Below are 24,218 nucleotides of genomic sequence, written 5' to 3'. Positions count from 1 at the left end.
ATTCCTTTAATATCGGATTAGAATTTAGCGCCCGGCGGCCAGAAAAAATAAGAAATAACCCGCCACTGTCCATCTTTATAATGAAAAAAACATGTCAGATTTAAATCCCCCGGCAAATGCCAAAATATTTCTTTGATGGGGATATTTCTGAATTCAGGATTTGTTGAGCGATAGGTATTTTCAATTTCTATATAATATTCACCAACAAATTTATAACGAGGTTTTATAAATTCATACGCTGGCTGACCATAGTTATTTAATAGAACATTCTCTTCAACTCCATTATACACACCACTCGCATTCAGATAAGCATGCCCAGGAATATCAGACATGTTATTTTTCGCCCCACCCACTATCAAAAAAATAATCACAGCGTATATTAGTTTCATTTTTTTACGCTTTTCACAAAAAAATTAGAACCCGGAACCATTCTATTTAACCGCTCAATGACATTTCCCATATAACGAGAGCGCAGCTCCATACCAATATTCATTAACGCACTGGCATCCCCGGAAAATGGGGTAGTTGCTTTATCTGCATCATCACTATAGTATTCATCAGTAAGATATCCAATAATATGCCCAAGCTCGTGAGACAACCCTATTTGCTCATGGCAAGCTTTTGATGAACCAAGACATTTAGCTGCAGCAACTATATCTTTAGAGTCAAGTTCCACGTATCGACTATTCCAGACAATGGAACTCTGACGAAAACTATTTGGATCATCATTATCAATTTTAAACACCACTACATCCCAATACCCATGACGATCAGTCTGAATTATTTCTATTGTGAAAGGTAAATCCTTACCATTAAACTTACTGACAAACTCAGACTTCCCAGAAACGGATAAAAAAATCTTATTATTCCATGTTTGATTAATGACAAAAATAACTTTCCCATGAAAGGTATTTTTCTCCATATCTGTCCAATCAGTTTTTGCATCCCATCTTTTTATCCAATTATATTTCCATCTCAGCAATAATGAGATTGCACCATTTTCACGGTCAATTCTTAAATCTCCCCAGGCATCATTGTCCCTGATATATCGTTTATCCAGCATTAAGTCATCATAAGCATCGTATGCCTGCTGAATAGCCTCATCATGAGAGTTACCCATGTTCACCTCCTTATATTGCTATATATCCAATAAACCTGAAGATGATTGCTTACCCACCAATGCAGACGGGACCAGGGGTAGCCTGAAGTCAACAAATAGCAATCAACTTGAAGTTCAGGGGTATATTTGTTTCCCATCTACACGTTTATCGTCATATTTTTGTATAGCTATTCTCAGCATTCGTGGGCACATTATTTTTTCTCCAACCGCAGCGCATCCACATACCGCCCCTCGCTGTTCTGCTGCCAGAACCAGCCTTGCCCCTGCTGCGCCTGCGCCAGCATTTTGTCCGGCCAGCCTGGCCACGGCAGGTGGCGCACACCAGGCAATTCCACTATCGGCGCGTCCGGTAGCCCGGTGAGTTCCCGGCTACGCTGCGGTACACGTCGCAAGCCGCGCAGCCACTGCGCCCAGCGCGGCCCCGGCCGCCACATCGCCCACAGTTGATCTGTCTGCTCTGCCAGCCGCCCGCAGCATTCTGTCTGTGGTGAGACATATACTGCCGCCAACTGCGCCAGCCAGTACAACCAGCCCTGCGTGTCATCCAGGCTCTCTTCCAGCCATTCCCGTCCGGCACGCTGATAAATCACCAGCGGCCACGGTCTGCCCGTACTGTCTCGCGATGCGGTCAATACTCCGGTCAGCCATTCATCACGCCCGCCAATGGGGAGAAACCCCGGCGATAGCACAAAACTCCACGGCAATGGGTGGTGCTCCGGTAGCGTCTTTTTCTCACGCGGTGACAGGTGCATCCAGCCGTTGTTTGCTCCAGCCTTCGCAGCATCCGTTCCTTCCGGCAGAACAATATGCCGCCCCTGTCCCAGCCACGTCTGCTGGTTCAGCCATGCCTGCCACACCTGCGCTTCGTTCGCACTCACCCGCCAGCGCACGTAGTCACGCTGGTCCGGCAATCTGCCGAACATCGCCGGAGCCGATACTGCCGTAGCCCGGCGCATCAAAGCGTCCTCTCCGGGCAGGCGAAGCGTTGCAGTAGCCCCCGGTTCACCGGGTCAAAATCCCGCCCAGCGGTAATCTCCAGCACCACCCGCCGCCCATCAAAACTGTACTCCACCTGCTGAGTTCCCCGTACCGCTGTCTCCTGCGCGTTACCCGCATCCAGCAGATGAAACAGCGCCCACGGCCCGTTAGTCAGTAACGTCGAGGTGTCCTGGCGGATGCGCGGGCTGGCGGTGATTTCCGCCATTGAGCCATTACGCGGCCCGGGCCAGCTCACTTTCAGCGGCCTGACCGGGCCGTGAGCGTAACGCAGCACCTGCCCGTCAATGTCAATCACCAGTTCGGTGATGGCAGGGTCCATATCCACGACGCGGACCTGCATCGCCCAGGAGAACTTTTTCCCGCCTTCCCCGTTAAAAAAAACGCTACGGATCTGCTTTGCTTCCTGAAACGGTGTCAGATCCGGCCCGAGCAATGTCATGTTGCCTTCGGTCGGCTTGTAGCGCCACGGGTTACTGGCAGTGTCCGCCAGCGGGGCAAGTTGCTTCGTCCAGAAAGCATCCAGCACGCCGCCGCTGGCAAAGATACGGTTAAAATCATCCGCACTGACTTCCTGTGGGCTGTCGGCAAAGGGGTAGCGTCCGTCAATGGCATCACGGCACTCATCACCGATCACCGCCTCCATTTGCGCATTCAGCACTTCACCCGTTCCGGCGTTGATTTTGCGCGTCCCCTGCTGTGTTAAATCCAGCAGAATATTTTTCAGCGGTGCAGGCAGTTTTGCTGCCTCCAGTTGAAGTTTATCCGCCGCCGAAATGCGGCCCGGTAATGTGCTGGCCGCCAGCGCACTGTCGGCAATGGTGAGCTGGGTGTAATACTCATTGAGCATCGTCAGCAACGAATTAAGCTGTGGTGCGCTGCCCCCTTGTGCGCTGTCCGTACGCCCGGAAACCACTTCCCGCAATGCGGCAAAACGATCATCCACCAGTGTTTTCTCCAGACGTTCTTCCGGATGGATGTCCTGCAACAGCTTCGCCGTCTGTACCGCTTTCCCCGCATTACCGGAAAGCCGATCCTGCGCTCGCTGAGCCATCTGCTTTTGTCTGGCCTGCGCATCCAGCGGCGGCACCAGGGTGGTCTGATCTACCACGACTTTACTCAGCCGCATCAGCGGGGAATCAGGTGAGGCCAGAGTACGCAGGACCTGAAGGTCATACGCCAGTCCGGGGCTGCCGTCTTCCCCAGCGCTGTTGATGCTGTGAATGCTTGCCAGAAAATCCTGCCAGCGGCGGGCATATTCAGCGAGGTACAGGCGACGGACTTCACGGGTAATCGGGAGTTCCTGTCCCGGTAACTGGCTCATTACAATCTCAGTCGTTTTTTTTTGCGCACTTTCGCGCCCCATCACCCAGGCGTCATCCGCTGATGCGGCGGCGACAAACTCCGACAGCCGTTTGTCGAACAGTTCCCGGTAGCCTTCGCGGGTGAAGATGCCAGGCACGCCCCGATCTAATGGCGCACCATCCGTGCGGACAAAAACCGTTCCCGCATCCGCGCCCACGGCACGAACCAGCGAAAACTCCTGCGGCGCTTCGCTCTCCATAGAAGCCAGTGCACGAGTATAGATACGCTCGGTGCTGGTATGACCGTCAAGAAAGGCTCGCGCCAGGCGGATCAGCCCCTCATCTTTTTCGTATGGCGAATGCACCACGCGACTGCCGTCAAACAGAGCATCGATATGTTCCAGCACGGCTGCGCGACCGCCGAAATCCGCCACGCTGTCGCGGTTGTTCAGATCGTTCAACACCCAGGCGTGGATCTCCGCGGCGTTGTATTTGTCCTCGTGGTCTTTATCGAGGTTCAGCAGCAGATAAACATGCAGAGCGTCATAGGCAGCTTTACTGTCCTGACGGGCAATCGCATCCGAAAGTACGTATTCCATGCGCTTCACCAACGGCGGTAGCAGTAACTGGTCAAGCAGGCGGTCATACAGGGATGCCACGCTCTCCATCACCGGAGGGACGCTGTAAAGACCATAACGCCAGGCCAGCGGCGGTGAGTCCGGATCCAACCCCGGCCAGGCAGAGAGCGCCCGCGCCTGGTTCAGTAATGCGGGAACCGGCTGCATGGCGGGTTTTCCGGTATAGGCTTTGACGTCATCATCCAGTTGGGTCGTCCGGTTGGTGATTTCATGCAGATAATCGCTGTTACCCTGCTGGCTGCCCTGCATTCCCTGCCACAACCAGAAAGCCAGCGCCAGTACCAGCAGATGCCCACCGGTACGCAGCAGGCGGTAACGCCAGGCCCACTGAAGGTTCGGCTCCACCATGTGCGCTTCACGGAAGATAAATTTAGTCAGCAGGTCATGGAGAAAATAGCTTCGGTTGCCATCCGGCAGAGTATGGGACGGAGACTCCTCGTTCCCTTTTATTGCCCGGACAAAACGCTGCCAGATGCCCGTCTGGTCTGCTACGGCGTCTGCCTGCGCCTGTGCGGCACTGGTGAAAAATACCCCGCGCAGGGTGTTGTTAAGCTGGGTGGCATCGAATTTTGAATCGAGGAAAATCTGTTCAATGGCTTCCAGCAATGGCGTGCCCAGCGCGGCAAATTCACGCGGGAAGCGGTAGAGCCGTTGGCGGCTTTTAAGGTCGTACTCTTCCTGCAACCGACTATCCATCCCCTGATCCAGCCGCAGCGTCAGATTTGCCAGTTCCTGACCACAGAGCGCATGCAGTGACTGCGAATCACTGGCGTGACGCCTGCGGCTGTATGGCAGAGTAAAGCCCCAGACCTGAGCACGCAGGTGACTGGTCAATCCACGGAAATACTCCGTAAAGCCGGGTAGCAGATCCATTTTGGTGACAACCAGATAAACCGGGAAACGAATGCCCAGTGTCTCCCGCAGTTCCGCCAGCCGCGCACGCAGGGCTGCACAGGCAGCCAGCCGTTCAGCCGGGGATTGTGCGGTCAAATCTGCCACATTCAGCGTCAAAATTACGCCGTTCAGCGGCGCGCCGGGACGGTGTTTACGCAGTAGCCCCAGAAATCCCTGCCATTCCCCGGCGTTGCGCTGGGTTGCACTGATTTCACCGCCATCATCGTGGCGGGCATAGCGCCCGGCGGTGTCAATGAGCACAGCCTCATTAGTAAACCACCAGTCGCAGTGCAACGTGCCGCCGCCCGGCACGGTGAGGATATGCGCGGTCTGCTCCATCTGTTCCGCCAGCGGAAACTGTAGCCCGGTGTTAAGCAGCGCGGTGGTTTTACCATCACCGGGGCTGCCGATAACCATGAACCACGGCAGTTCGTACAGGAAGCGTTTCCCTTCCAGGACCTTACGCCAACCAGGTAGATCCACACGCAGTTGTTTCAGTTGTCGGATGGCGCGGTTGAAAATATGGCTGACGGTGCGCAGATCGGCCTTAATTTCCCCGGCCACCGGTACGTCTTCCCCGCGCGGATGCAAGAAACGGCGCAGCAGTTGTTCATCCAGACGCAACGCCCGCCAAAGCCGGTACAGGCCATACAGCGCATAGCTCAGCAGGATCATGCCGATCAGCGTCAGACGCAGCCACAGCGGCGCAAACGGGCGAACGTCACCGAAGGCCAGCAACGGTGAGACAAAGCCGATAACCAGGCACAGAACCGTCACGCCAATGATGCTCATCGACCAATTCACCAGCCACAGCGCGAGGAACATTAGTAACAGAACGATAGTGACTACCCTACTCCCCACGGATGCAAGCGGATGCAGGGTATCAAACGCCACCAGCGGCCCGAGAAACCAGACCAGTAGCGCCAACGCCACCACGCAGACAACGACCAGCGCACGGCGGGAAAACAGCAGACTGAGAAATTTTTGCATTATTGTTCAGAACTCCATGCGATAATCAGTAATAGCAAAATGCCGCAAGCTGAAAAAATCCGTCCAATACGGGCTACTGAAAAAAAATAAAGAGCAATCTGAACAATTATCAAAATAAAATAAATCAACATTTTGATTATTTCTCTGTTCCCATTTCCCTGAGGCAACGCTGTTATTGAAGGATCTATATCCTGCATCTATTGATACTCATTCCCGGAAAAAAGCATAATGATGTTCAGACCCATAATGAATAATAACCATCCTGATATTTGAATTATTCTTCTCACGAAGACTCCTAATGGGTGATGAATAAACGAGAGAAATGCAACCAGTTGTTGACAATAAAATTGCCATAGCTGGTATCTTCCTTTATTTTCTCCAGGGTAAGCGACATACACCGGTTATAACGGGCACCAATAATTCTTATCTGCTCTTCCGTCAGGTGTGGTAAGGAGGACTGAAATCCATCTCTTGCAGCTAATTGATAAAGATGTCTGGCCACAAGTTGAATATTAAAAATATCATGCTGGAGGCAATTTGCCAGTTCACGCAATTGAGAGGTATCCATTTTTGACTCATCAAGCCCAGGTGTTCTGGCTGTGGTTCGCAATTGCATACTCACTGCACCAAAAGATGTTTTTTCTGGTCTCGAAGTCATGGTGATATGTTCATCAATCCACTCAGGCCCACTCCAGTTAATAGTCCGAGCATCAAATGCCAGCATATCTACAATACAGGGCTCTCCCCCGACTTCTATCCAACACACACCAGCCAGTAAAGGCGCTGGCAAATTATATGTATTGGCAGCCGACGTTATCAGAAGGTGGTTATGTTTCACCCAGCGATCTTTGAAATAACGCCCATAAGGTACACCTTCGCCCCATTTTTTTGGGGCTAATTTCCAGAAAAGAAATTCGGTCACGCCCCATACCGGTGAATGATTCGATGCATTGCAGTCCAGATTCTTCATTTTTCTCACTCCACCACCAGAATTTCCACCCGGCGATTCTGCGCCCGTCCGGTTTTAGTGCTGTTATCGGCCACTGGTGCGGTATCCCCTTTCCCGACACCCCGGATCCGGCTGGCCGAAACGCCACCGGACGTCAGCAACGAAGCCACTTCTGCCGCACGTTTTTCTGATAACACCTGATTCGACGGGAATTCAGCGGAGTGGATAGGCTGGCTGTCGGTGTGACCGGTCACCGTCACCGCACCGCCCACACGCGCAATCTCGCGCGCGGCCTTATCAATCACCGGGCGGAGCGCATCATTTACGGTTTTCTGCCCCGGTATAAACATCGTATCGCCTCGGAAGATCACACGGCTGTGATGGTCATCTTCCTCCACCGTCAGCAGGCCACGGGCAATTTCGTTCGCCAGCAGGATCTTCAGTCGCAGTTTGTGCACCGGAATCGGTGGCGGCGACAGGTGTTTACCGATGGCATCGATATGCTGCTGTACGGTTAAGGTGGCGAGATTCATCCGGTGGCTGTAAAGGCCAAACAACGTCAGCATCACCAGCAGAGCTATTCCGGCACTCAGCCAGACCGGCACCCGGCGCATCCGGCGCATCCGTCCGCTGACAGCTCCGGTAAATCCCGGCGAGAGCGTCGGCGTGACCGGATCGCGGCGCTGGACCAGTTGGGTCAGCAGTTGCTGGCGAATATCGTCCAGTTGCTTACGTCCGTCGGGCCGTACGCTGTAGCGACCTTCAAAACCCAGCCCCAGAATGTGGTAAATAATTTCCAGCACATCGCTGTGCTCCTGGAAGCTGGAGGCCAGACGACCAATTATCTGAAATAGTTTGATACCACCTTCACTTTCGCCATGAAAAGTGACCAGCAGACTCTTCCCAGCCCAGACACCGCGTCGTCCCCAGGTGGTGTTGTTGGCGGCTTCATCAAGCGACGTACACAGGCAGTAGCGCACCGCCAACACATGTTCGCGGCGCAGGTTTGCCTGGTCGCACAGCGTCTGATACCGACGAACTTCACGCTCCAGCAGGGCGCGGTAATGTTCGACAAAAGCAGGGGCAAGTTCACGGGGCATCTGCGCCAGTGCGCACAGCAGCGGACTTGCCGCCGCCAGTAGGGGATTAGCGGCAGCGGTGATTTCGGCCAGCCGGAGTTTCATATCCGGGCCGTCTTCAACCACCACCTTTATATCTTCCCTGCGAAGGCTGTCCTGTATTGCGATATCATAACCTTCATTATCAGGTGGTTTTGTCCCCCCCACTGATGGCTGGAATGGCAGGGTATTCATCGCAGGATGCGTCAGAATATCGTCGGTCATTTATCGCGAACTCCCCACAGCTCCAGCTCCAGCCCTGGAAATTCTCCGGCGGTATGCATTGCCATGCCGCCATAGCGGGCGATATGTTCCCACAGCACGCCGTCGCGACGGATGTCGTAATAGATATAACCGGACTGGAACGGAATCTGACGCGGCGGCACCGGCAGCACCTGTAAAGCAAGGCCCGGCAGATGCGAACGAATCAGCTCCGGCAGGCGTTCGGACGGCCCTATTTTGGTCTGAGCCGAAAAATGTTGCAGCAAGGTTTCGGCGGACATCTGCGCCTTCACCGCCAATACTAACGAGCTGAAATCTGACAGTTCGGTAGGTTCAATCACCGCATTGAGAATACCGTAAGTTCCCTCCTCCAGAGTGATTCGCTGCGCCCCGCGGATCAGCACAGCATTTAGCAGATACTGCACCTCATCTACCACCGATTTCAGCCCGGCATAGGGCGTCAGGTGCTTATATTCTTTATATTTTTCCGGACGGCGTGTTTGCGGACGCACGTAGGTAGAGAGTTCTCCGGCCAGTGCGCAAAGATTACGATAGAGCACTTCAGGCGACAGCGGCGTTTTCGACATATGGATCAGTAAGGGGCCAAAACGATTGAGAATTTGCAATAGCAGGTAATCCGACACTTCCGCCGCCTCATGGCCGTGTTTATCACTGCCCGTCAATCGCTCAGCCAGAGAATTTGCCCGCATTTTGATCAGATCGTTGATCCACGACAACCATGTACATATCAGTGAACTTGCCTGATAGTTCACCACCGGCGGGATCAAATCTTCGTCAATATCAACCCGCCCCTCTGGATGCAATGCTGTGATACGTGTCAGCGGCAGGCCGATCCACGCATCCGTCACCGCCTTTTCCGGCAACAGACGGAGGCGCAGGTGGCTGAGTTGCAACAGTTGTGCGCCGCGCCCCAATGAGTTTGCATCACGGATTTCATTTTCATGAACCGAAAAGCGTGCCAGCGATTCTGGATTATTGCCAAAACTGGTTTCTTCGCTGTTCGGTGTACGTATTGGCACCGCCAAATAAATCAATTGGTTAAGGTGCTCTGGCAGGATGGTAAGAGGCGGCGGTAGTGGTGTGTGTCCCGGCGCATTAAACGGTGTTCCGTCGGCAAACACCCCAAAAGCCTTCGTGAGTACCAGCTTTCCGATGTTCAGTGCTTCACTGTCAATGCCGTATTCACTGAAGCCCCAGAAAAAGGGGGAAAGAGGCAAACTGCGGTAATGAATGACATGTTCCAGATAGCGTTCCTGCTGCTGAAACATCTGTGGCAGCAAAAATTGCCCTTCACTCCAGACTACCCGGTTATTCCAACTCATAATTTACTCATCCCGTTCTTTAATCACTATGGCGCTTTGCTCTATACCGGCATCCAGTTCGACTTTTTTCTTTGGCATAAAGCGGCTGTACCAGCTTTTTTCCGGGGGATCAGGAATTTTATACGTGACTCGCCATACCGATTTTCCCAGATTGCGATAGCCAGCAAGGATCCCCAGTGCCGTGGTTTCTTTATTGAGAGAGCGACGCAGCTTTTTCTCCTCGCCCGGACGCAGGATAAAGCTGTCGCGGTGCAGTAAATCATCGGTAAGAACAGTTTTGTCATTGTCCTGAAGAGACCACCAGTCCGCCGCCGTGAAAGCTGCATCATTTTTCAGTTCATAAACGCGTATCTCTATGGGCGCGGCTTTCTTCTGATTGTCTGGGTTCACCTTATCGGAAGCCTTCATCACCAGATCAAGTCGCTGTGACATCAGGTCCGGCACGGTGTCGCTGTCAATGCTGCACCCGGGCAAAAGGCAGATAAAAAACAACGCTACCGCCCATAACCGCCAACCGGGGTCACGCCATTTATTCACTGTAATTTCCTTTAAAATCAAATAATAAAGAACGGCCAGGCTATATACCTGGCCGGAAAAAAATTGCTTAAATTTCTTTGTTAGCTTTGAAATCGTAACCTGCCGTGATAGTGCCGCCGCTGCCGCCCTGCTGGTTCTGCACCACGTATTCCTGTTTCACGGTGCTGAAAGAGAGTTCGACTCTTTCGCGGGAGGCGATCTCGCCCTCCTTGCTACCACTGGGGGAAACCACAGCCACAATCAGGTCAGTAAAAGTGTACTTGAGGTATTCCAGCGGATTGCCGCCTGCTTTACGCATGACAAGGGTGGACTTCGGAATGTGCTTGCCGGAGGAGCAGTATTTGAACAGGTTCGGGCTGGCGCGATCGATATAATGTTCAAACTCCAGGTTAGTCACGGAGACTTTACCGGATCCCAGGCCGCTGCCCGCGTGCATGGTGGATTCCTGGTGGATATTCCAGCGCCAGCTCAGCACCTCAATTTCATTTTTATGTTTGTCATCCATTGACTCGCCGTCAATGCCGTCAATTTTCAAAAAAATGTCATAAGCCATTTTTATTTCCTTATTAAGAATTACTTAAAAATAATCTCTGATTTATCTGCATAGCTGAATGCAGATAAACCATTGCCGTACAGAACCCCCTCTCCTTTATTTCAGAAGAACAGAAGGCTGTATAATTTCCGGTAATGAGATACCAGTATTTAATTAATTTACATGTTGAATGTATTACGTCTATTTACATATCACAGATATCAATGACTCTCCTTGTTCCCGCTGACGCTGTAAAGAAGATGCCTGGCACTGTGTTGCAGATGCTGGTACTGGTTGTGATAACCAAACCTGTCCGTGGTTATAAATACAAGAAACCCAGTAACGCTCACTATCCTGATTAGTGGTCATTGTGGTATCCCATATTTGCCTGGTTTCACCCTTTATTTTCTCTGTCTCTGGTTTTAGATCTATCCGATTTTCAGGTTTTCCCTGCGACATCCCTACGCCGTCCAGCCACAGACGGGGTTCATAGCGGGAAGATCCCTGCCAGGATGCAGGTACATCCGACTCCAGTACTGTCGTTGAGGATTTTATATTGATAAACTCGGGGCAACTGACTTCCCACGCTGCAACAAATTGTGAATAAAACAACATATAACCCAATAACAGAGAAAAAATAAAACGGGTCCCCATTGAATCTATCCTCTACTCAATAACATAAAAAGCTTCAGCGTTATTACTGGCATCATGATATGTCCCATCACTGCGCATCCCACCTTTTCTGGAGATTTTGCGCGCAGATACATTCGAGGCTTTGCCTGTCCACTGATCCATAACATAAATATACGAATCATCCTGTTCGAGATAGAAAGCAGCATGTTTATGAGCATTGTCCCCCGATGGATATTTCCCATTCACAAAAGTCGCAATTGCTGTTCCTCTGGGAATCGATTTGTCTCCGAAAACCTTCCGACCCTGCTTCCACGTTCCGGTATGCCCCACATGTGCATATACCTGAACCAAGAACACACATTCCTTTCTGTCTCCTGCCCCCGCCATTCCCACCATTTCAGTGCCCTGCAATGAATCTACCAGTCCATAAACATATGCCATATATCCCCCCTGAGTATTACCCGACATCATTCATTCAAATATTCATAAAAATCAGGCGGTTCCCTGTTTTACTGACGGCAGTTTTGTCACCAGACGCAGCGATCCTGTTAATCCTTCAAGCTGAAAATGCGGGCGCAGGAAGAATTTGGCATCGTAATAACCCGGATTCCCCTCCACTTCTTCCACCACTACCTCAGCAGCAGCCAACGGACGGCGGGCTTTGGTTTCCTGCGAGGAGTTCACCGGATCGGCATCAACGTAGTTCATGATCCATTCATTGAGCCAGCGCTGCATATCTTCACGCTCTTTGAACGAGCCAATCTTGTCGCGCACGATACATTTGAGGAAGTGCGCAAACCGCGAGCAGGCGAATAGATACGGCAGGCGTGCGGAGAGATTGGCGTTGGCCGTGGCGTCCGGATCGTAATATTCCTGTGGTTTTTGCAACGACTGTGCGCCAATGAAGGCGGCGTAATCAGAGTTTTTGCGGTGGATCAGCGGGATAAAACCATTTTTCGCCAGTTCAGCTTCCCGACGGTCAGAGATGGCAATTTCCGTCGGACATTTCATGTCCACACCACCATCGTCGGTAGGGAATGTATGACAGGGTAGGTTTTCCACCGCACCACCAGACTCCACACCACGGATCAACGTACACCAACCGTAATGTTTGAAAGAACGGTTGATATTTACGCCCATTGCATAGGCAGCATTGCTCCAGACATATTTGCTGTGGTCTGCACCATCTGCATCTTCTTCAAAATCAAACTCATCGACAGGGTTTGTTTTCGCACCATAAGGCAAACGGGAGAGAAAACGTGGCATCGTCAGGCCAATGTAACGAGAATCCTCACTTTTTCGCAGCGAATTCCACGGAGCATATTCGAGGTTTTGGGTCACAATTTTGGTCAGATCACGCGGGTTAGCCAGTTCCTGCCAGGAGTCCATCTGCAACACTGACGGAGAGGCCCCGGCAATAAACGGCGCATGGGCTGAGGCAGCCACTTTGGCAATGGAGCCGAGCAGATCCACATCCGGCGGGGTGTGATCAAAATAATAATCCGCAATGATACAACCGTAGGGTTCTCCGCCTAACTGCCCATATTCAGCTTCATACAGCTTTTTGAACATGGGGCTTTGATCCCAGGCGATCCCTTTGTAACGCTTCATATTTTTCCGCAATTCATCCTTTGAAAGGTTCATAAAGCGGATTTTTAATTTTTCATCGGTTTCGGTGTTGTAAACCAAATGTTCCATCCCACGCCAGGAAGACTCCAGTTTCTGAAAATCCGGATGACTCAGGATTAGCTTGATCTGTTCCGTTAATTTGAAATCGATCTGCTCAATAATCGTAGCAATACTTTTGTAAGCATCGTCACTGACGGTGACTGTATTTGTCAGAGCCTGTTGGGCCAGCGTCTGAACTGCAGCCTCAACAGCCTTTGCAGCCTGAGGTGTCTTGGGACGGAAGGCTTTATCCAGCAGTGAATCAAATTCAGTGTCCTGATAGGCTGTGCTTTGCTCAGCAGTGAGATCGCCTGTCGCCAGAAGAGTATCGTTTACCATGAAAGTTCCTTAATAAAATCGCAGTTAGTCTGTTGTTCCCGTTTCACCTGATAAGACACTTTCCTGTTGAGTGACAGGTTTTGGTGCACTGGCCAGAGCGTTCAGTAACGTCGGGTCTTGTAAGAGTTTATTGATCAGATTTTCTGCTCCTGCTTTACCATCCATATAGGTTTGTAGGTTGGCAAGCTGAGTACGTGCTTCCAGCAGTTGGTTCAGGGCGTCCACCTTGCGGGCAATCTGCGCAGGTGAAAAATCATCCATATTCTCCAGCGTAATATCGACCATTAACTGCCCTTCGCCCGTCAGCGTATTGGGGACAGCAAACGCCACGCGCGGCGCAATAGCCTTCATTCGCTCGTTGAAATTGTCGATGTCAATATCAAGGAATTTACGATCGGTTACTGTGGGCAACTCTTCACGTGGCTTACCGGCCAGATCGGCCAGCACCGCCATGACAAACGGCAGTTCGATTTTTTTTTCGGAGCCATAAATCTCAACGTCATACTCAATCTGCACGCGGGGCGCACGGTTGCGGGCAATAAACTTCTGCGCGCTGTTGTTGATAGCCATAATCCTTCATTTCCTTATCAGTCAGCCGCCGACCGCCAGGAGAGCGGTTCAACGGTACAGTTTAAAAATGCACAGCAAACAGTTGGTTCATACGGATAAATCATGCTTCATGAACCGTTTCAAAAATAATCTGTTCATCCTCATCAACACGAATGCAGATTTGCGTGATGGCCGTTTTCTCTGTCATCGCCTGCAACCAGTAACGGGACAGTTGTGGGAGGAGATGTTGTTCGATATAGCCGATAAGCAAACGAGCGCCGGTTTCGTGCATCGGGCAATGTGCCACTATGTGCGTAATTAATTCATCGCCATAGACGAGTGAAACGCCATGCTGCTCTGCCATCCGATCCATCAGCCTGTCAAGATGCAGGCGGGCAATAACGCCACGCGCCGTCTCATCCAGCGGCAGATAGGGGATAACCGTCACCCGTCCCAGGAAAGCAGCCGGGAAGTGTTTGCGTAACTCCGGCATTAAGGCTTCTTTTAATCCTGACAAATCAGGCAGTAGCGCCGGATCCTCACACATCTGGCTGATAAGGTCCGCTCCTGCGTTAGTGGTCAACAACAGCGTGGTATTTTTGAAATCGATGTGGACACCTTCGCCATCCTCCATCGCGCCTTTATCAAATACCTGGTAGAACAACTCATGGACGTCATGATGGGCTTTTTCAATTTCGTCGAGCAGCACCACGCTCCAGGGATGACGACGTACAGCTTCCGTCAACACGCCGCCTTCGCCATAGCCCACGTAGCCGGGCGGCGCACCTTTCAGCGTGGAGACGGTATGGGACTCCTGAAACTCGCTCATATTGATGGTGATCAGGTTCTGTTCGCCGCCGTAAATAGCTTCCGCCAGCGCCAGCGCGGTTTCGGTCTTACCCACACCGGACGGCCCGGCCAGCAGAAAGACACCCACTGGTTTACGCGGGTCACCTAAACCCGCCCGCGCGGTCTGGATACGCTCACCAATCTGCACCAGCGCATCCATCTGCCCGGTAACACGCTGCGCCAGACGGATGGGGAGTTCGAGGATCTGGCTGGCTTCATCTTTCACCATGCGCCCGGCGGGAATGCCTGTCCAGTCGGAGACAATCGCTGCCACCACCGCCGCGTTAACTTCCGGGAACACAATGGGGTTTTCACCCTGCCAGACTCGTAATGCAGTTTCCGACTGTTGTAACGTGGTTTCATCACGCTCATCGGGCTCTGCGGCACGCTGTTCCTGTAAGGTATGAACCAACTCCAGTTCCTGCTGCCAGCGCGCTTCGGTGTCAGAAAGATCTGCATTCAGTGAGGCGATCCGTATCGTCAGTATGTCGCCCCGCTCTGCGCGGATACCCATTTTTTCCTGCTTTAATAACAACTCCTGTTCCAGTTCGGCGGCATTGAGCTGCTGACGCAGATACTGGACTTTCGCTGGTGGGGTATGCAGCGACAGCGCTACACGGGCCGCCGCCGTATCCAGCAAGCTGATAGCCTTGTCCGGTAGCTGCCGGGCCGGAATGTAACGGTGAGAAAGCTGTACGGCGGCGCGCACAGCCTCATCAAGGATCAGGACGTCATGGTGTTTTTCCAGCGTGGTGACTAACCCGCGTACCATCTCAACAGCAGCAACCTCTTCCGGCTCTGCCACCTGCAACACCTGAAAACGCCGGGTCAGCGCCGGATCTTTTTCGATATGGCGTTTGTACTCACTCCAGGTGGTTGCGCCGATGGTGCGCAGGGTGCCACGCGCCAGCGCCGGTTTCAGCAGATTGGCAGCGTCGCCCGTACCGGATGTACCACCAGCGCCCACCAGGGTGTGAACTTCATCGACAAACAGAATAACCGGCTGCGGCGAACGCGCAGCCTCTTCCAACAGCGCCTTCAGGCGGGATTCAAATTCGCCCTTCATGGACGCCCCGGCCAGCAGCGCCCCGACATCCAGCGACAGCAGACGCACGTTTCGCAGTGAAGGCGGCACTTCGCCCCGGGCAATCGCCAGCGCAAATCCCTCCACCACAGCCGTTTTCCCGACGCCCGCCTCGCCGGTCAGCAGCGGATTGTTCTGCCGACGACGCAGCAGAATATCCGTCATGGTACGAATTTCGTGTTCGCGGCCGGTGACCGGATCAATATTGCCTTCACGCGCCAGTGTAGTCATGTCCTGACAGTATTTCGCCAGCGCAGATTTACTTCCGCTTGATTCGCTGGCAAATACCTGGCTAGCTTCCCCCGGTACTGCAGAATTCAAACCCGAGCCGTCATATGGCATTTCTGTTATTTCAGAAGATGATGTGATTAAAGACGGAAGGATATCTAATAGTTCATCTACCGGTAGCCCAGCCAAAGGCGCACAGATATTTTTTAACACCCGATGCAATTCTGGCGTGGTTAACCAGGCAAGTAATAACCAGCCACTACGAATTTTTTGATCACCAAAACGGATACTTGCCAACATCCAGGCTTTTTCGACAGATAGATCGATATGATGGGAAAAATCGTTAATTACACTCGCCCCGGCAGGCAATATCTCCAGTTGTCGAATTAACGCATTCTCTACATCAGCAGATGTTATTTGATAGTGTCGAAGCACATTGTGAATGTCATTCTCTGGTTGTTGTATGAGTTGATGCAACCAATGTGTCAGTTCGACATAAGGATTAGCACGTAATTTACAGAACGTTGTCGCGGATTCCAAAGATCTAAATAAAGATTTTGTCAGCTTTCCATATAGTGCACTGCGTGAAACAGGAGTGTCCATCTGTTACACCTGATGATGTAAAATCATATAAATGATACATAAGCATAACTGTATCGATTAAAATTCCTAATTAATAGAATCATCAAAAACCCAGAATGAAACAATGATGCATATCACAGAACACAATGTAATATAGCAGTTAGTATCTTTTTTATGGTGATATTCAATATAGCAATTTAATTTCATATATATTATGAATATATTACACTAAAAATCACCACTATATATTTCCGCGAAGACTAATATTGATAAAGCAAATTGATCAGTATTGCTTATCTAAAAATTTTAATTAATTATTCTGTTGAAAAAAACACTCTACACAGTGATATGCAATGAAACAAAATATTACCTGGGGACTACAAAAAATACAGGCGCATGGGATCTCCGATAACACAATTTATGCGACTGCAGGAACCCAAATTATCTTCACCGTTACCACTCCCTGGATCCCTGTTTTTGAGGCAAATGATGATGTAAAGATTACCCTCAGTCTGACCCGCCACGAAGAGGCATGGTGGATAATTAATCAGTCTGATGAATATTGTTGCACGGTAAATGATCAGATTGTCGAGCCGCATCACCGTATGCGCCTGAACGAAGGAGACTTGATTGAATGGGGATTATCTTCATGGTGTCTTGTGCGCGGTAACCTACCATCCACGGCTTTACACGTGGAAAAGACGACAGCGCAGATTACCGCTTCACCAAAAACAATGATTGAGTATCTCGATCTCGACTGGTTTCGACAACAGCAAACACAACCGCAAAACCCGTTCGATATCATTCCGATCCACGGCGCAGTCACCACAGAAGTTGCCCCAGAAACAGATAACCCACTCCCCCTTCTTTATCAAGAATACCGCCAGGCGTTGTCGTCCCCCGAACAGGATATTCATCACCATGTTGATCCTTTTCCCCTGTACGAAGAGGCAGTCACACAGGATCTGACCTCCTTATGCAGCCTGACCTCTGAAACTGATACATTGCAGGATATAGTCACTGGTGGGCTAAGTATTGACGCGATTCTCGATGTGCTGGATACCACCGGCGAAGAAGAAACCACCTGGCCTGTCGAAACGATTCTCCCCGATATCCTGCATCTGCTTTCCCCGGAATATGCACAGGAAACGATACATAACGCCATTCTACCCGACCTGACACAACGTGAGCACCGCATCATCGGCATTGACAGTCATTACCGGGTCACCCCGGTACAACACGGAGATATTTATCATGACAAATAATAACGTGCTACCGGCGATGTTGTCGGCGCTATTGCGGGATTATTCTGTAGCGGAAGGAATTCAGATAGCGGAGCAACAGGTAAAGAAGCAGCCGACGTTGGCTTCACATCGGCACAATCTGTTTCAGTTATTGTGCGTGACAGGCTGTTGGTCGCGGGCGCTACAACAAATTCAGCTTTGCGCCCGAATAGACGCTAATTATACCCGAGAGGCTCAGATATTTGGGGAGCTGATCCGCTGTGAGATATACCGCCACACCTGCTTTCAGGGGGAACAGCGTCCCGGTTTTATTCTCTCCCCGCCCGCGTGGATGGAGAATTTGCTGGCCGCCCTCACCGGTAACACCCGTGGTGAAGCGCAGGAAGCTGATGTCCACCGCAACCGCGCACTTGAGGCCATCACAGACACTACCGGGCAGTGGAATGGCGGTAAATTTGACTGGATTAGTGACAGTGATTCCCGTACCGGCCCGGTACTCGAACTGATCGCGGGCGGTGTATATATCTGGCTACCATTTTCACAAATTCGTTCGCTGAAATCGCCACGGCCCGTGCATCTGACCGATTTGCTCTGGAAACCCGTCAACATCACCCTGCATAACGGTGACACGCACAGCGCCTGGCTGTTTTCCCGCTACAGCGGTTCTGAAAGTTCTTCTGACACCTTACGCCTTTGCCGGGAAACCGTCTGGCAGGACGGGCCAGGAGATACCCTGGTTACGGCACTGGGACAAAAAATGTGGCTCACCAGTCACGGCGATATCAGCCTGCTGGATATGACCGCCTGTACCTTTAATGCGCCCGAAGGTAGTGACGCATGAGCGACTTTCGCCTGCGCCATAGCAACCACCTGATGCCTACATTGTTTGATCGACTGTGTGACGATGCTCCACAGCAGAAGCGCGACCACGATATCAGCGTCAGTCCGGTACAGCTCAGGGAGATCATCCGTAGGGATTTGTCATTTTTGCTCAACACGGTCAGTCATGAAGATAATATTGATGCCGCGCGTTACCCGCAGGCTGCGGCTTCCGTACTGAACTACGGTCTGCCGCCGCTGGCTGGCAGCTTTCTGTATGAACACAAATGGGACGATATCCGCAGGGCCATTTTACGTACCATCATTCGGTTTGAACCCCGCCTGAAAGCATCCACTCTGCAAATCATCCCGCTCCAGGATGAGCGCCGCCAGAGCGGTCATAACACATTACAGTTTGAAATTCGCGGCGAAATCCTCACGCAGCCGTACCCTACAGCATTTCGGGTACGCAGCGTGCTGGATATGGAACAGAGCCACATTACATTTTTTTAATACAGAAGGTGACCGATGGATCCACGGCTACTGGAATACTACAACCGCGAACTGAGCTATCTGCGGGAAACGGGAGCCGAATTTGCCGCCCGTCATCCTAAAGTCGCCGCCCGGCTGGGTATGCATGGAACGGATATTGCCGATCCGTATGTAGAAAGGATGGTTGAGGCCTTCAGCTTCCTGACCGCCCGCACGCAGCTTAAAATTGATGCTGAATTCCCCCGATTCACCCAGCGTCTGTTGGAGGTCGTCAGCCCTAATTACGTTACCCCCACGCCCTCAATGAGTGTGGCGCAACTCCATCCCGACCCGGAAGAAGGTGATCTGGCAAAGGGGTTCACCGTACCGCGCAGCACTGCCTTTTTTTCCGCCATCCCGGAAGGTGAAAGCACCGCCTGTCAGTTTCGCAGCAGCCAGGATGTGACACTGTGGCCACTCGCCATCGAAGAAGCACGTCTGACCGCCGCACCGCCAGATATGCCCGCCCTGCACCGCTACCTGCCTGCTAACATTCACGTTGCTGGCGCGCTGCGTATTACCTTGCGCACCTTCGGTGAACTGACTTTCAGCCAGCTTGCCGGGCTGGACAGGCTGCCGCTTTATCTCTGCGGCGAGGAACGCACGGCTTCACACCTGTTCGAACTGCTGCATACCAGCGCTATCGCCACACTGGTTGGCGTTCCGGGCCATTTTGACGGCATGTTGGATGTGAACCTGAAACAGCCCGTCATGTATGAGGGTCTGGAGCCGGATCAGGGACTACTGCCGCTGGCGTGGAACGTATTCCACGGCCATAACCTGTTGCATGAATATTTCGCCTGCCCGGAGCGATTTTATTTTTTCACACCAACGGGACTGTCTGCCGGGCTACAGAAAATTCACGGCGGCGTGGCGGAAATCGTCATTTTGCTGAACCGCCTGCCGCCGGACTGGCTTAGCCACCAGACGGATGCCACACAGCTCAGTCTATTCTGTACCCCGGTTGTCAACCTGTTCCCCCGAGTCACCGCCCGGATCGACGTCACGCACAGCACGACGGAGCAGCATCTGGTAGTAGACAGAACCCATCCACTGGATTATGAGGTGTTCTCGGTTCAGGAAGTGGAAGGGCTGGAAACTGACACCACACGGAAGATAGCCTTTCGCCCGCTCTACCACACGCGCAATAACGATGAAGGCAACCACGGGCGTTATTTTTCCCTGCGCCGGGAACCGCGCCGCTTATCAGAAAACGCCCGCCGTTACGGCACCCGAACCCCCTATACGGGTTCGGAAGTGTTCCTGTCACTGGTTGATCAGTATGAAGCGCCGTACCCGGAAAATCTGCGCCATATCACCATCACGGCCATGATAACCAACCGCGATCTCCCCTGTCTTATTACACGCAATGGCCGGAACGACCTGACCGTGGATGCGGCAATCCCGGTGGCGGGCGTCGGGCTTATCCGTCCACCGCGACCGCCGCAGCCCCCGCTGGCTGAACGTGAAATGGCCTGGCGGTTGATCCGCCAGTTATCTTTTAATTATCTGCCACTGGCCGATCTGGATCACCGCACCGGCGGCCAGGCGTTGCGCGATCTGCTGAGCCTGTTTATTCCGGCGCATGACAGCCCGCTGTCGCGTCAGGTGCGTAGTCTGGTTGGCTGCAAAACGACACCGGTCACACGTCGTCTGCCAGGTTCCGGTTTGCTGGTCTATGGTCGAGGCGTCAGTTGTGAACTGACCGTGGATGAAGAAGGCTTCTCGGGTATCAGTCCATATCTGTTCGGTCTGGTGCTGGAGCATTATATCGCCCGTCATGTTTCCATTAACACCTTCTCGCAAATGACGCTACACAGCATGCAGCGCGGCAGAATTATGACCTGGCCGGTCAGGGCTGGACAGCGGGGAAGCATATGAGCGGCAATTTCACGCAGGCGCAGGAAACTCCCTGGCGTTACGGTTTTCTGAACCTGATGCGTCGCGTTGATGTGCAGTTGTGCACCATCCCGGCTGGCGGCACATGGCAACCGAGGATGGAAAAATTTCGCCTGGGACAAACACCTGCGCTGACCTTTGCACCAAGGGAAATCGCCAGTGTGAGCTGGCAGGAAGGACGACTGAACATCAGCCTTTACAGCCTCGGGCTGTGGGGGCCGAACGGCCCGCTACCGCTGCACTACACAGAACTGGCACATAACCGGACCGAAAGCCGCCGCGATCCGACACTAACTCGTTTTTCCGATCTTTTTCATCACCGCTGGCTGACGCAATTTTACCAGGCATGGCGCAGCGCTCAGTCCGCCGGGGGCGGTCTGGATAATCCGCAACATGACCGCTTTGCCTTTTATATCGCCAGTCTCAGCGGACAGGATTTGCGGGAATGCGCCGACAGCCCGTTGCCGGATCACGTTCGCCTTGCGGCATCAGCTCATCTGGTGCGTGAATCCCGCAATCCGGACGGACTGGCAGCCACGCTGGCGCACTATTTCGGCGTGCCATTCCGGGTACAGGAGTACGTTTTGCACTGGATAGCCGTAGCAAATGACGAGATCACCCGACTGGGCATTCCTGCCCCCTCTTCCGTTATTGGCAACGGCGCACTCATAGGACAGGCCGTACCGGACATGCAGTATAAGTTTCGGCTGGTCATTGGTCCGCTGACACTAGAGGATTACCAACGTTTTCTGCCTGGCGGCAATAATTTGCCGGTGCTGACGGAACTGGTTCGCGCCTTCACCGGTTTTGAATACTGCTGGGAAATTGAGCTACAGCTTAAACCACACACTGCACCTCCGGTTGTTACAGGCGGCCCATACCAGCTTGGCTGGACTGCCTGGGCTGGAAAGGCCATGCATGATAACCCGGTGACGGGCATGATTTTCGAACCTGAACACTATCTGGCGTACTGAGGATAATTTAATGGAAACATCTCTGGCTGACCCTGTTTCGGCTGAATGCCCATGTGGCCCGGATCTGGAGTACGATCCTGAATACCTGCTGCTGTTCACCCGCGCAACGCCGCGTGAAGAAGCGCAATACGGCGATTTTGTCAGTACGCCGGAAACCATTAACTGGGCGGAGCTTGAGCGGGATGCCCGCCGCCTGCTGACGCGCAGTAAAGATATCCGTATTCTGGTTGTCCTGCTGCGCTGCCGGATCCAGCAGGCCGGTGCCAGAGGGCTGGCGGAGGCATTTACCTTACTGGAAATGCTGTGCGCCACGTACCCGGACACCATCCATCCACAACTGCTCGCGACTGAAGATATCACCGCCGAAGATGCTACAGTAGCACGCAGTAACGCGCTGTCGGCGCTGCTGGACCACGAAGGAGTAATGGCGGATATTCGTGGCATTATGCTGTCAAACAATGCTGCTATGCGCCTTCAGGTACGGGATGTGGAGCGTTCGCTGTCTGCATCACGCCCGACGGATGCGCTGGCACCAGAATCAGTACGCCAGCAACTGGCCGACCTGGAAGCTCAAGGCGCACTGCCGCTGGATGCCTTTCGCCAGGCCTCGGAAACCACAGAGCGCCTGCAATGTCATGCGCGTGCAACGCTGAATGATCATGCCCCGGACTTTTCGCGTCTTACACAGTTGCTGGCCCTATTGCCAGGAGCGGTGCAGAGCACCACGCCGGAGATCCCGCCGCAACCGCAGGCTGAACAGCCGGAGAACGCCGCCATCGATCATACTGAACAGATACAGGCAGAGCACGTTGTGCCACCGGTACATACTGCGGTGGGAATATCTCCGCTGCCCGGCGCAGAACCCCGGCAGATCCGTGACCGGAACGACGCGCTGGAACGTTTACGAGTTATACGTCGATGGTTTGAGCACAGCGAACCGAGCAGCCCGACTATTCCCTTGCTGCGCCAGGCGGAACGGCTGATTGGAAAACGCTTCTCGGAGGTAATAAATGAAATTCCAGCAGAACTGCTGGAGAAATGGGATGCGCTGGAATAACAGAAATGGACGGAATGTATAACGGCTGGCCATTATATTATGTGGCCATTTTTTAAATCATATCCGTTTTAATTCTGGGGCAACAAATTCCCTCAGCGTCCAAAACGACGAAAGCCCGAATCATTACTGATTCGGGCTTTCTGAATACTGGCGGAACGGACGGGACTCGAACCCGCGACCCCCTGCGTGACAGGCAGGTATTCTAACCGACTGAACTACCGCTCCGCGTTGTGTTCCGTTGGGAACGAGGCGAATATTACGGACTGCCTCGTTCTTCGTCAACGGTTTTTCTCATCTTTTGAATCGTTTGCTGCAAAAATCGCCCAACGTGCTATTTTTAGCGCCTTCAACGGATAATTATGCCCGCCAGAGGCAGCTTCCGCCCTTCTTCTGCACCAGATCAAGACGGGCTTCATGCGCTGCAAGCTCTTCATCTGTCGCAAAAACAACGCGTAACTTACTTGCCTGGCGCACAATACGCTGAATTGTCGCTTCGCCTTGTTGCTGCTGTGTCTCTCCTTCCATCGCAAAAGCCATCGACGTTTGACCACCGGTCATCGCCAGATAAACTTCCGCCAGGATCTGAGCATCGAGTAATGCCCCGTGCAGCGTACGCTTACTGTTATCTATTTCATAGCGAGCGCATAACGCATCGAGGCTGTTGCGCTTGCCAGGAAACATTTTCCTCGCTACCGCAAGGCTATCGGTTACCTTACAGAAGGTATTGGTCTTTGGAATATCGCGCTTGAGCAGCGAAAACTCGTAGTCCATAAAGCCGATATCGAACGCTGCGTTATGGATCACCAGCTCCGCGCCGCGGATATAGTCCATAAACTCATCAGCTACGTCGGCAAACGTGGGCTTATCAAGCAAAAATTCATCGGCAATACCGTGTACGCCAAAGGCTTCCGGGTCTACCAGCCGATCGGGCTTCAGATAAACGTGGAAGTTATTGCCCGTCAGACGACGGTTCACCACTTCAACGGCACCAATCTCAATAATCTTGTGGCCTTCATAGTGCGCGCCAATCTGGTTCATACCGGTGGTTTCGGTATCGAGAACGATCTGGCGTGTAATTGCAGTGCTCATAGCGGTCATTTATGTCAGACTTGTCTTTTT

General features: G+C 52.4%; 21 protein-coding genes and 1 tRNA gene. 6 read left to right on the top strand and 16 right to left on the bottom strand.

Annotated elements, in window-relative coordinates; translation table 11 throughout:
- Positions 1-17: 17 nt before the first annotated feature.
- The 14 genes from A1WG_RS08085 to tssH all read right to left on the bottom strand — a co-directional run bounded on the left by A1WG_RS08085 (position 18) and on the right by tssH (position 16,596).
- On the bottom strand, positions 18-389 hold the full coding sequence (locus A1WG_RS08085) for a hypothetical protein (protein ID WP_000767837.1): 372 nt from the start codon (positions 387-389) through the stop codon (positions 18-20).
- Entirely contained in the window at positions 386-1,120 is a 735-nt protein-coding gene (locus A1WG_RS08090) for a hypothetical protein (RefSeq protein WP_001515762.1), read from the bottom strand. The genes A1WG_RS08085 and A1WG_RS08090 overlap by 4 nt, the downstream gene beginning before the upstream one ends.
- 191 nt (positions 1,121-1,311) lie before the next feature.
- Positions 1,312-2,076: a TagF domain-containing protein gene (locus tag A1WG_RS08095; protein ID WP_001250469.1), complete on the bottom strand. Its 765-nt coding sequence runs from the start codon at positions 2,074-2,076 to the stop codon at positions 1,312-1,314.
- Entirely contained in the window at positions 2,076-5,942 is a 3,867-nt protein-coding gene (gene tssM / locus A1WG_RS08100) for a type VI secretion system membrane subunit TssM (protein WP_001515761.1), read from the bottom strand. The genes A1WG_RS08095 and tssM overlap by 1 nt, the downstream gene beginning before the upstream one ends.
- 295 nt (positions 5,943-6,237) lie before the next feature.
- Complete coding sequence (locus A1WG_RS08105; RefSeq protein ID WP_001515760.1) at positions 6,238-6,912, bottom strand: hypothetical protein; 675 nt, start codon at positions 6,910-6,912, stop codon at positions 6,238-6,240.
- A 5-nt stretch (positions 6,913-6,917) separates the two neighbouring features.
- Positions 6,918-8,234, bottom strand: a complete 1,317-nt coding sequence (gene tssL / locus A1WG_RS08110; protein ID WP_001515759.1) for a type VI secretion system protein TssL, long form — start codon at positions 8,232-8,234, stop codon at positions 6,918-6,920.
- Positions 8,231-9,574 carry a type VI secretion system baseplate subunit TssK gene (tssK, locus tag A1WG_RS08115; protein WP_000118766.1) on the bottom strand — a complete coding sequence of 448 codons (1,344 nt, stop codon included), beginning with the start codon at positions 9,572-9,574 and terminating at the stop codon, positions 8,231-8,233. The genes tssL and tssK overlap by 4 nt, the downstream gene beginning before the upstream one ends.
- A gap of 3 nt (positions 9,575-9,577) precedes the next feature.
- Positions 9,578-10,111 carry a type VI secretion system lipoprotein TssJ gene (tssJ, locus tag A1WG_RS08120; RefSeq protein ID WP_001045927.1) on the bottom strand — a complete coding sequence of 178 codons (534 nt, stop codon included), beginning with the start codon at positions 10,109-10,111 and terminating at the stop codon, positions 9,578-9,580.
- A gap of 67 nt (positions 10,112-10,178) precedes the next feature.
- Positions 10,179-10,664 (bottom strand): Hcp family type VI secretion system effector, encoded by a 486-nt coding sequence (locus A1WG_RS08125; RefSeq protein WP_001515758.1) that lies wholly within the window; start codon positions 10,662-10,664, stop codon positions 10,179-10,181.
- A 180-nt stretch (positions 10,665-10,844) separates the two neighbouring features.
- Complete coding sequence (locus A1WG_RS25320; RefSeq protein WP_001515757.1) at positions 10,845-11,297, bottom strand: STY0301 family protein; 453 nt, start codon at positions 11,295-11,297, stop codon at positions 10,845-10,847.
- A gap of 12 nt (positions 11,298-11,309) precedes the next feature.
- Positions 11,310-11,717 carry a BPSL0067 family protein gene (locus tag A1WG_RS08135; RefSeq protein ID WP_000332236.1) on the bottom strand — a complete coding sequence of 136 codons (408 nt, stop codon included), beginning with the start codon at positions 11,715-11,717 and terminating at the stop codon, positions 11,310-11,312.
- A gap of 51 nt (positions 11,718-11,768) precedes the next feature.
- Positions 11,769-13,283 carry a type VI secretion system contractile sheath large subunit gene (gene tssC / locus A1WG_RS08140; RefSeq protein ID WP_000245852.1) on the bottom strand — a complete coding sequence of 505 codons (1,515 nt, stop codon included), beginning with the start codon at positions 13,281-13,283 and terminating at the stop codon, positions 11,769-11,771.
- A gap of 24 nt (positions 13,284-13,307) precedes the next feature.
- The gene (tssB, locus tag A1WG_RS08145; RefSeq protein WP_000996822.1) at positions 13,308-13,853 is read right to left on the bottom strand and encodes a type VI secretion system contractile sheath small subunit; all 546 of its coding nucleotides are present in this window, start codon (positions 13,851-13,853) and stop codon (positions 13,308-13,310) included.
- Between the two features lie 100 nt (positions 13,854-13,953).
- A complete protein-coding gene (gene tssH / locus A1WG_RS08150; protein ID WP_001515756.1) occupies positions 13,954-16,596 on the bottom strand; it encodes a type VI secretion system ATPase TssH in 2,643 nt (880 codons plus the stop codon).
- A 332-nt stretch (positions 16,597-16,928) separates the two neighbouring features.
- Here tssH and tagK point away from each other — a divergent pair, with 332 nt between their 5' ends.
- Genes tagK through A1WG_RS08180 form a run of 6 tightly spaced genes read left to right on the top strand, consistent with a single transcriptional unit; the run spans position 16,929 to position 23,099 of the window.
- The gene (gene tagK, locus A1WG_RS08155; RefSeq protein WP_016242577.1) at positions 16,929-17,840 is read left to right on the top strand and encodes a type VI secretion system-associated protein TagK; all 912 of its coding nucleotides are present in this window, start codon (positions 16,929-16,931) and stop codon (positions 17,838-17,840) included.
- Positions 17,830-18,660: a type VI secretion system accessory protein TagJ gene (locus tag A1WG_RS08160; protein ID WP_001515755.1), complete on the top strand. Its 831-nt coding sequence runs from the start codon at positions 17,830-17,832 to the stop codon at positions 18,658-18,660. Before tagK ends, A1WG_RS08160 begins: the two co-directional genes overlap by 11 nt.
- Positions 18,657-19,151 (top strand): type VI secretion system baseplate subunit TssE, encoded by a 495-nt coding sequence (tssE, locus tag A1WG_RS08165; protein ID WP_001515754.1) that lies wholly within the window; start codon positions 18,657-18,659, stop codon positions 19,149-19,151. Before A1WG_RS08160 ends, tssE begins: the two co-directional genes overlap by 4 nt.
- Positions 19,152-19,166: 15 nt before the next feature.
- Entirely contained in the window at positions 19,167-21,050 is a 1,884-nt protein-coding gene (gene tssF / locus A1WG_RS08170) for a type VI secretion system baseplate subunit TssF (protein ID WP_001515753.1), read from the top strand.
- Positions 21,047-22,042, top strand: coding sequence for a type VI secretion system baseplate subunit TssG (gene tssG, locus A1WG_RS08175; RefSeq protein ID WP_001515752.1), 996 nt, complete (start codon positions 21,047-21,049; stop codon positions 22,040-22,042). The genes tssF and tssG overlap by 4 nt, the downstream gene beginning before the upstream one ends.
- 10 nt (positions 22,043-22,052) lie before the next feature.
- A complete protein-coding gene (locus tag A1WG_RS08180) occupies positions 22,053-23,099 on the top strand; it encodes a type VI secretion system protein TssA (RefSeq protein WP_000450215.1) in 1,047 nt (348 codons plus the stop codon).
- 148 nt (positions 23,100-23,247) lie between these two features.
- On the opposite strand, the gene A1WG_RS08185 is transcribed toward A1WG_RS08180, so the two are convergent.
- Positions 23,248-23,324: transfer RNA gene (locus A1WG_RS08185), tRNA-Asp, on the bottom strand.
- A 132-nt stretch (positions 23,325-23,456) separates the two neighbouring features.
- On the bottom strand, positions 23,457-24,188 hold the full coding sequence (gene dnaQ / locus A1WG_RS08190) for a DNA polymerase III subunit epsilon (RefSeq protein ID WP_010379295.1): 732 nt from the start codon (positions 24,186-24,188) through the stop codon (positions 23,457-23,459).
- Positions 24,189-24,218 lie beyond the last annotated feature (30 nt).

Origin of the sequence: Escherichia sp. KTE96 (assembly GCF_000408525.1) — a bacterium.
Taxonomy (GTDB): domain Bacteria; phylum Pseudomonadota; class Gammaproteobacteria; order Enterobacterales; family Enterobacteriaceae; genus Escherichia; species Escherichia marmotae.
This window is presented reverse-complemented; position numbering and strand designations above follow the sequence as displayed.

Coding starts and splice junctions, on each gene's coding strand:
- A1WG_RS08085 (WP_000767837.1), bottom strand. CDS start 389: ATGAAACTAATATACGCTGTGATTATTTTTTTGATAGTGGGTGGGGCG.
- A1WG_RS08090 (WP_001515762.1), bottom strand. CDS start 1,120: ATGGGTAACTCTCATGATGAGGCTATTCAGCAGGCATACGATGCTTAT.
- A1WG_RS08095 (WP_001250469.1), bottom strand. CDS start 2,076: ATGCGCCGGGCTACGGCAGTATCGGCTCCGGCGATGTTCGGCAGATTG.
- tssM (WP_001515761.1), bottom strand. CDS start 5,942: ATGCAAAAATTTCTCAGTCTGCTGTTTTCCCGCCGTGCGCTGGTCGTT.
- A1WG_RS08105 (WP_001515760.1), bottom strand. CDS start 6,912: ATGAAGAATCTGGACTGCAATGCATCGAATCATTCACCGGTATGGGGC.
- tssL (WP_001515759.1), bottom strand. CDS start 8,234: ATGACCGACGATATTCTGACGCATCCTGCGATGAATACCCTGCCATTC.
- tssK (WP_000118766.1), bottom strand. CDS start 9,574: ATGAGTTGGAATAACCGGGTAGTCTGGAGTGAAGGGCAATTTTTGCTG.
- A1WG_RS08125 (WP_001515758.1), bottom strand. CDS start 10,664: ATGGCTTATGACATTTTTTTGAAAATTGACGGCATTGACGGCGAGTCA.
- A1WG_RS25320 (WP_001515757.1), bottom strand. CDS start 11,297: ATGGGGACCCGTTTTATTTTTTCTCTGTTATTGGGTTATATGTTGTTT.
- A1WG_RS08135 (WP_000332236.1), bottom strand. CDS start 11,717: ATGGCATATGTTTATGGACTGGTAGATTCATTGCAGGGCACTGAAATG.
- tssC (WP_000245852.1), bottom strand. CDS start 13,283: ATGGTAAACGATACTCTTCTGGCGACAGGCGATCTCACTGCTGAGCAA.
- tssB (WP_000996822.1), bottom strand. CDS start 13,853: ATGGCTATCAACAACAGCGCGCAGAAGTTTATTGCCCGCAACCGTGCG.
- tssH (WP_001515756.1), bottom strand. CDS start 16,596: ATGGACACTCCTGTTTCACGCAGTGCACTATATGGAAAGCTGACAAAA.
- tagK (WP_016242577.1), top strand. CDS start 16,929: ATGAAACAAAATATTACCTGGGGACTACAAAAAATACAGGCGCATGGG.
- A1WG_RS08160 (WP_001515755.1), top strand. CDS start 17,830: ATGACAAATAATAACGTGCTACCGGCGATGTTGTCGGCGCTATTGCGG.
- tssE (WP_001515754.1), top strand. CDS start 18,657: ATGAGCGACTTTCGCCTGCGCCATAGCAACCACCTGATGCCTACATTG.
- tssF (WP_001515753.1), top strand. CDS start 19,167: ATGGATCCACGGCTACTGGAATACTACAACCGCGAACTGAGCTATCTG.
- tssG (WP_001515752.1), top strand. CDS start 21,047: ATGAGCGGCAATTTCACGCAGGCGCAGGAAACTCCCTGGCGTTACGGT.
- A1WG_RS08180 (WP_000450215.1), top strand. CDS start 22,053: ATGGAAACATCTCTGGCTGACCCTGTTTCGGCTGAATGCCCATGTGGC.
- dnaQ (WP_010379295.1), bottom strand. CDS start 24,188: ATGAGCACTGCAATTACACGCCAGATCGTTCTCGATACCGAAACCACC.